At 53.8% G+C, this 6,347-nt stretch carries 8 protein-coding genes and 2 rRNA genes; 1 reads left to right on the forward strand and 9 read right to left on the reverse strand.

The window, feature by feature from the left end:
* Window positions 1-100: 100 nt before the first annotated feature.
* The 6 genes from holB to BMW84_RS23850 all read right to left on the reverse strand — a co-directional run bounded on the left by holB (window position 101) and on the right by BMW84_RS23850 (window position 4,549).
* On the reverse strand, window positions 101-1,075 hold the full coding sequence (gene holB, locus BMW84_RS23825; protein ID WP_091072909.1) for a DNA polymerase III subunit delta': 975 nt from the start codon (window positions 1,073-1,075) through the stop codon (window positions 101-103).
* A gap of 29 nt (window positions 1,076-1,104) precedes the next feature.
* Window positions 1,105-1,548, reverse strand: a complete 444-nt coding sequence (locus BMW84_RS23830) for a YaaR family protein (RefSeq protein ID WP_091072911.1) — start codon at window positions 1,546-1,548, stop codon at window positions 1,105-1,107.
* A 28-nt stretch (window positions 1,549-1,576) separates the two neighbouring features.
* Complete coding sequence (locus tag BMW84_RS23835; RefSeq protein ID WP_091072912.1) at window positions 1,577-1,906, reverse strand: cyclic-di-AMP receptor; 330 nt, start codon at window positions 1,904-1,906, stop codon at window positions 1,577-1,579.
* Between the two features lie 76 nt (window positions 1,907-1,982).
* The gene (tmk, locus tag BMW84_RS23840) at window positions 1,983-2,624 is read right to left on the reverse strand and encodes a dTMP kinase (RefSeq protein ID WP_091072914.1); all 642 of its coding nucleotides are present in this window, start codon (window positions 2,622-2,624) and stop codon (window positions 1,983-1,985) included.
* Between the two features lie 3 nt (window positions 2,625-2,627).
* A complete protein-coding gene (locus tag BMW84_RS23845) occupies window positions 2,628-4,190 on the reverse strand; it encodes an aminotransferase class I/II-fold pyridoxal phosphate-dependent enzyme (RefSeq protein ID WP_091072916.1) in 1,563 nt (520 codons plus the stop codon).
* 173 nt (window positions 4,191-4,363) lie between these two features.
* The gene (locus tag BMW84_RS23850; protein WP_091072918.1) at window positions 4,364-4,549 is read right to left on the reverse strand and encodes a sigma factor G inhibitor Gin; all 186 of its coding nucleotides are present in this window, start codon (window positions 4,547-4,549) and stop codon (window positions 4,364-4,366) included.
* 210 nt (window positions 4,550-4,759) lie between these two features.
* Here BMW84_RS23850 and BMW84_RS23855 point away from each other — a divergent pair, with 210 nt between their 5' ends.
* Window positions 4,760-5,284: a hypothetical protein gene (locus tag BMW84_RS23855; RefSeq protein WP_091072919.1), complete on the forward strand. Its 525-nt coding sequence runs from the start codon at window positions 4,760-4,762 to the stop codon at window positions 5,282-5,284.
* Window positions 5,285-5,357: 73 nt separating this feature from the next.
* On the opposite strand, the gene BMW84_RS23860 is transcribed toward BMW84_RS23855, so the two are convergent.
* The 3 genes from BMW84_RS23860 to BMW84_RS23870 all read right to left on the reverse strand — a co-directional run.
* On the reverse strand, window positions 5,358-5,771 hold the full coding sequence (locus BMW84_RS23860; protein WP_091072921.1) for a hypothetical protein: 414 nt from the start codon (window positions 5,769-5,771) through the stop codon (window positions 5,358-5,360).
* A 253-nt stretch (window positions 5,772-6,024) separates the two neighbouring features.
* Window positions 6,025-6,141, reverse strand: a 5S ribosomal RNA gene (rrf, locus tag BMW84_RS23865).
* Between the two features lie 67 nt (window positions 6,142-6,208).
* Window positions 6,209-6,347 (reverse strand): 23S ribosomal RNA (locus BMW84_RS23870); the annotation flags it as partial.

Raw genomic sequence — 6,347 nt, forward strand, 5'->3', positions numbered from 1 at the left:
TCCAAGCATGCTCCCTGCCCATTCATGCTTGTCCTTCCTCATCCGTTAAACCGATACTTCCAAACTGAGTGTTTACGGAGGGGATCATACCAATAATCCGTCAGTGCTCCAGACGGATTAAAAAATGCTCCAGACATAGTTGGGCATTGGCGTTGGACCGCAGCCGTTTCTTGGCTTCAGCCGCAGCTTCCATGTAGTTCACCCACTGTTCCGTACTCCGCTGAGGGGCATGTCTGGAAATAAGGTCTAACTGATCTATGAAAACGATGCTTTCGTGTCTTCGGTATAGGAAGTTAAGCATATCTTTGAACCATAGGTGGAACATGCTGAACAAAATGTCCAGATGTTCACCGAGCCCGGTTTTAAACAGCTTCTGCCCGGCGGTCGCCACTGCTGCGCTGCTTTTGCCCATTGACTCCTTTGCTAATTGTAACACTAGATTTCTCATTTCTGCAAACCAATTCTGTGCCAAAAGTTCCCTGCAACCCTCAATTCCGGCGCTTAACGCCGCGGCGCATTTACCAAGCGGTGCGGCAACCCCCTCTTCGGCCAAAACCTGGAGCATCAGCTCCGGGTTAAGCGGATGAAACGGGATACGCTGCGTTCGCGACAGGATGGTCGGAAGCAGAGAACTGCTGTTATCGGAGAGCAAAATACCTACCGCCGGCGCGGGTGGTTCCTCCAGAAATTTAAGCAGACTGTTGGCGGCCTGCACCGTCATTTTGTCCGCTCCTTCTATAATATAAACCTTCGGATGGATGCCTTCCGACCGGTAAGAGAACTGGCGCTGCAGCTCGCGGATCTGATCGATCTTGATGCTGGCGCCATCCGGCCTCAGTACGGTCAGATCGGGATGATTGCCATGCTGCACCTTCCGGCATTCCAGACATACTCCGCAGGCGTCATCGGCGCTGCCGGTGCAAAAGATCGCCTGAGCGAACGTCTGCGCCGTCTTCATTTGCCCGCTGCCGGCAGGGCCGGTGAACAGATAGGCATGGCTGACGGCATTTTTACGCAGGGCATTCCGGAGCAGCCGTTTGGCATCTTCCTGGCCCAATATATCCTGAAACGACATAACTTCCTCCAAATCTATAGGTAAAGCCTCTAGAAGGCGAAATTCACAAGCAATCCGCGAATTTCGCCGACTCTGGCCAACAGGTCAATCCGTCCCTGCTCGCTATTCAGCAGATCATCGGCTAGTTCGAGCAAGGCCGAATCGATTTCGTCCAACAGTTTGTACCGTTTGCCTCTGCCCCTGCGGTCCCAGCCCTTCGTCTCTTTGAGAATGACGCCGCGGCGCGCCGTCTCCTCCAGGAAACGTTTGATCATATTCCGGTAGATCGCCAGTTCGCGCACCGTCATCGACTTGGCCAGGCGGTCGCCCTGCTGCTGAATATCCTGGATTTGCCGGTTCAGCTCATCCATCGTCTTCTGCTCACCGTGCTGCTGGAATACATCCGAGAATGTTTTCTGCTGGATTTGCCGCCCGGCACTATCTCCGCTGGAGCGTTCGCTTTTTAAGGGCCTGTAGCCCGGGTTGATTTTCAAGGTGATCTACCGCCCTTGCTATATAAACTTAATAATGCTCAAACCGGTCAACCGGAAGGACAAACACGGTCGCTCCGCCAACCTGTACTTCTACCGGCAATGGCAAATAGGAATCTGTCGTGCCGCTCATCGGTGTTACCGGAGTTACCAGTTGCTCGCGCACTTTGCAGCTGTTGCGGATAACGCTTAGCACAGCTTCTACCTGTGCATCGTCGACCCCGATCAGAAAGGTTGTATTGCCCGCCCGCAGAAAACCGCCGGTACTTGCCAGCTTGGTGGCGCGGAAATTGGCTTTGACCAGCTCACTGGACAACCGGTTGCTGTCTTTATCCTGGATAATCGCGATGATGAGATTCATAGTTCATCCTCCTTAAGCGTTATGGATGGGAAGCTTTCTTCAACAGTGGCCTACCCACTATATTTGACATTCCGCCTTAAAAATCCTTTAAAATCCGCTCTTTCAGCGTGCGGACGATATCTTCTTCGACCAAATGAATCGGCCGGCCGGCATCCAGCACCACGATCCGCTTAGGGTCCGACTCCACAATCCGCAGATAACCCTCCCTGACCTTTTGGTGAAACGCAAGCCCCTCCATATCGAGGCGGTTTACTTCCCGGCCCTGATTGGCAGCAATCCGCGCAAGACCGACTTCCGGTTCGATATCCAGATAGAACGTCAGGTCCGGCATCCGCCCCCCGGTCGCAAAGCGGTTGATACCCCATACCTCGTCAATGCCTAGCCCGCGTGCATAACCTTGATAGACGAGGCTGCTATCGACAAAGCGGTCGCACAGCACGGTCAGTCCTTCGGCAAGCGCCGGCTCCACGACCTCGGCCAGATGCTGGCTGCGGGCAGCCGCGTAGAGCAGCGCTTCCGTCCGTGCATCCATTGCCGTATGCGACGGGTCGAGAATAATGGAGCGGATCTTCTCGGCAATTTCAATGCCGCCTGGCTCCCGGGTAATCAGGTAAGGCATGGAATGATTCTGCAGATATGCCGCAACCCTTCCCAGAACGGTCGTTTTCCCCGAACCATCGCCTCCCTCCAGTGTAATGAAATACCCATTACGTCCCACTGCTCATTCTCCGCCCTTCTTCTTGTTGTATACCTTGATCCGGATAAGCCCCGGATCCGCGTTGCCTTGAAACTTTGCTCCGCCGTTTCTGAGCCGGATCAACCAGGCTACCGTGTCGGCACGGACAGTCTCCCCGGGATACAGAAGCGGGATGCCCGGCGGATACGGAACAATCATCTCCGCAGCAGCCCTCCCTGTACTGTATTCAAGCGGCACGCTTTCGGTTTCGCTCTCGGTTGACGGTTTAAGGCTAAACGCGACCGGCTCCGAAATTTTGCCCTCCGCGTGATTGTTCCACGTGGAAAGAGCTATTTCCGGCTGAGTGCCTGCGGCCGGCTTGTCCGCCGGCGCCTCGCCGGCGATTTGCCGCAGCGCTTCCAGCAGCAAGGCGCTGTCCTCCGCCTTCGAGCCGAGGCTGAAGGCGAGTACGACGTGCCGGTCATCGCTCATCTCCGGCACGATGCCCTTCTCTTCGAGCCTGCGCTGCAGCTCGAAGCCCCCCAGGACCCCGGCGGCATCGCAGATGACGGCCTTGAAGGGGTCCTGGGCGGTGTACGCCGCCGGGCGCGGCGGCGGCGCAGGGTCGGCGGCAGCGCGGGCGCCGCCGGAGGACTGCTGCCGCGCTGCCGGCTGCAGCAGCCGGAAGCGCGGCAGCTCCGCGAGGCCGCGCTGCAGGGCGTCTACGGCGGCGAGGCCCGCCGTGAAGGCTTCGGCGCCCTCTGTATGGACGAGGCGCCGGGCTAGATCAAGCGAAGCCATCAGCGGATACGATGGGCTGGAGCTCTGCACCATGGCCAGCCGCTGCCGCAGCAGCGCGCGGTCCAGGCGCGGCCCTTGCACATGCAGCATCGCGCCCATTGTCAGCGCCGGCAGCATCTTGTGCGTGGACTGCACGACGCCGTCCGCGCCCGCGGCCAGCGCCCCGGCAGGCAAAGCCGGGTGCAGGCCGTAGTGCGCCCCATGTGCTTCATCGACGAGAAGCACAGCACCCGCGGCGTGGCAGAGCTCAGCCACCGCCGAAATATCGCAGCCCATGCCGTAATAGTTCGGCAGGGTCAGTAAGACGGCGGCCGCCTGCGGATAGGCCGCCAGCGCGGCGCCAATGGTCTCCGGCGCCGGCACCACGGCCAAGCCGCTGCCCTCATCCAGTAGCGGCTCCAGAAACACCGCCCGGGCTCCGGCCAGCATCAGCCCGTGAATGACTGATTTATGGACATTGCGCTGAACAAGGATCAGATCCCCGGGTATTTTACATACCGTAAGAATCAATGCCAAGTTGCCCGCTGTGCTGCCGCCCACCAAAAAATAACTTTCCTCTGCGCCGAAGCAATCGGCCGCCAGCTCCTGCGCTTCCTTGATGACTCCCTCGGGATGATGCAAATCGTCGGTTCCGGTAATCTCCGTCACATCATGTCTCATCACTTCGCCAAGAAAACCCGCATCCCGCGGCTCCCGGTAAGCTTGACCATTCTTGTGACCCGGAACATGATACGTTATATTACCCTGAGTGCGGTACTGTTCCAGCATCTCATATAATGGTGCCCGCATGGGCTGTAAGTTGTTCATGTATAATTCCTTCCCGGGGGATATCTCTATTCTAACGCAAATGCGGCCAAACGCCTATTCTTCTGCCGAAAAGCGCCTGCACAACAAAAAGGCCCCCCGTCGTGAATCCCTTGGGAAGCCGTTAATTTTCAATCCTGTCTCCTTTAGCGCATAAATGAATCCAACCGCTACGCTCAGGCATTTTTCTGCAATCCGATTTTTTTCATCCGGCCGATAAAAAAACGGTATTTCGCGTCGTCGGCTTCCGTATGCACCATTTCACTTTCACAATCCTCGCAAATGAATTGCGAGACAATGACAATGCCCTCTTCTTTTTCCTGGCTGCAGATAATACAGGTTTGACGCGGATTCTGTTCCATAATTATCCCACCTCGACTCTTTTAAGAACAGTATGTTCACCTTCTAGTATTTTAAACCTTTTTCATAGTTTTTTCTCCCGGAAGCTTTATGAATTATTATATTCCGCTACTGCCCAACCGGTGAAACCTGACGCTTTGTTTAATAAAACGGTCATTTTGTCCGATATTAGTAACAAGAGAAGAAACGAGAGGAGGCCTGTATAGTTCCCTATGGAGACTAACACCAAAGGCGCAGCAACGTTTTACCAATACACGCTTATCCGAAAAATCAATTTGTCCGCAGTTCTGCTGCGTGTTTATATGCTGCTTCCCCTGCTGATTGTAGTGCTGGAGACGATTTTTTTATCCTGGTGGAGTGTTTTCTATATGCTGCTGGCCGCGCCCGTCATGTTATGGATTCAATACGTCATTTCCCGTTCCCTGCTGCTGATTACCGGACATCCCATCGCCAAACGCTGGAGCATTTCGCTTCATCTGCCGTGGCTGGGTTATATGCCGGACCAATATATCGGCTACCGCCTGTTCCGTAAGGTACAACTGCATAATTTATGGATCGGTCTGTGCATCGCTGCGATGTTCATCGTTTGGGCCCCTCCGGCCTTTACCGCTTCACTGGTGGCCTCGCATATCTGGCTGCTGCTCCTGCGGCTGTATATGATGTTTAGCGTAGCACGCGGTGAAAAAGACGGTGTTCTCAAATTCAATAAAACCGATGTTTCATTTTACGCCCAATAACCCCAAGTCCTACATACACCTTGTCCCGCAAAAATACAAAACGCCATCCTCCGGAAAGAGGCATGGCGTTTGTTTATTTGGTTTGAAGCCCTTTAATGGCGGCCTTTTTCTCTTTTGGTACCATAACGGTAAAATACCCGTCATGCACGGTCAAATGAATAACCATTCCGTCCTTTTCAAAAATCCGCGAGACGCCCGCGTCCTCCACCTTTTTTTCGGTCCAACCCCATGCTTCAATTGCATCTAGATAAGGCTCCGGTACGCCTTCCTTCTCCTTCAAACCGGGTAATGAATAGCGGACATAGTCCATCGCAACATTGGTCGTGGCCCGGTCGGATGAATTGGCCTCCTTAGGCACCGGGAAGCTCTTCTCATTCACAGCACCTTCAAATGTATCCCAAGCCAGCTCCTTCGATCCGCATCCGGCCAGCACACTGATGATAATAATCAGAACGGATAGTAACCACAGGGGCTTCATGCGCTTCATACTAAAAACCTCCTTACTTCTACCATGCATCCAAAGACGCAAGAAAATTCCAAAAAAGAATTTATAAGTAGTTCATTCGTATTATAGCCCGGCATGATAATTTGCACTTTTCTATTATACTTGGAACTTTAGGATTGTCGGTAACAAAAATGTCACTCAATTGAAATCGCTTTCTTATTTATACTATTTTCACACTGACTGCTTATGAGACAACAAAAAAGCCATTGCTGAATGAACAGCAATGGCTCTTCGTGCTTGGCAACGTCCTACTCTCCCAGGACCCTGCGGTCCAAGTACCATCGGCGCTGGAGGGCTTAACGGTCGTGTTCGGGATGGGTACGCGTGGAACCCCTCCGCCATTGTTACCAAACGGATATTCAGTTCAGGCTTGATCGCCTGAAAACTGGATCGAAACGAAATTTGCGTTATAGATGTTTTTGGATAAGCCCTCGACCGATTAGTATTGGTCAGCTCCATGCATTGCTGCACTTCCACCTCCAACCTATCTACCTCGTCGTCTTCAAGGGGTCTTACTAATTGGGAAATCTCATCTTGAGGGGGGCTTCACGCTTAGAT

This window comes from Paenibacillus sp. NFR01 (assembly GCF_900111565.1).
Classification (GTDB): domain Bacteria; phylum Bacillota; class Bacilli; order Paenibacillales; family Paenibacillaceae; genus Paenibacillus_AQ.

Bases quoted from the DNA above. Each gene is read 5' to 3' on its own strand.
- BMW84_RS23855 (WP_091072919.1), top strand. From the start codon at position 4,760: ATGGAGACTAACACCAAAGGCGCAGCAACGTTTTACCAATACACGCTT.
- BMW84_RS23850 (WP_091072918.1), bottom strand. From the start codon at position 4,549: ATGGAACAGAATCCGCGTCAAACCTGTATTATCTGCAGCCAGGAAAAA.
- holB (WP_091072909.1), bottom strand. From the start codon at position 1,075: ATGTCGTTTCAGGATATATTGGGCCAGGAAGATGCCAAACGGCTGCTC.
- BMW84_RS23845 (WP_091072916.1), bottom strand. From the start codon at position 4,190: ATGAACAACTTACAGCCCATGCGGGCACCATTATATGAGATGCTGGAA.
- BMW84_RS23835 (WP_091072912.1), bottom strand. From the start codon at position 1,906: ATGAATCTCATCATCGCGATTATCCAGGATAAAGACAGCAACCGGTTG.
- BMW84_RS23860 (WP_091072921.1), bottom strand. From the start codon at position 5,771: ATGAAGCGCATGAAGCCCCTGTGGTTACTATCCGTTCTGATTATTATC.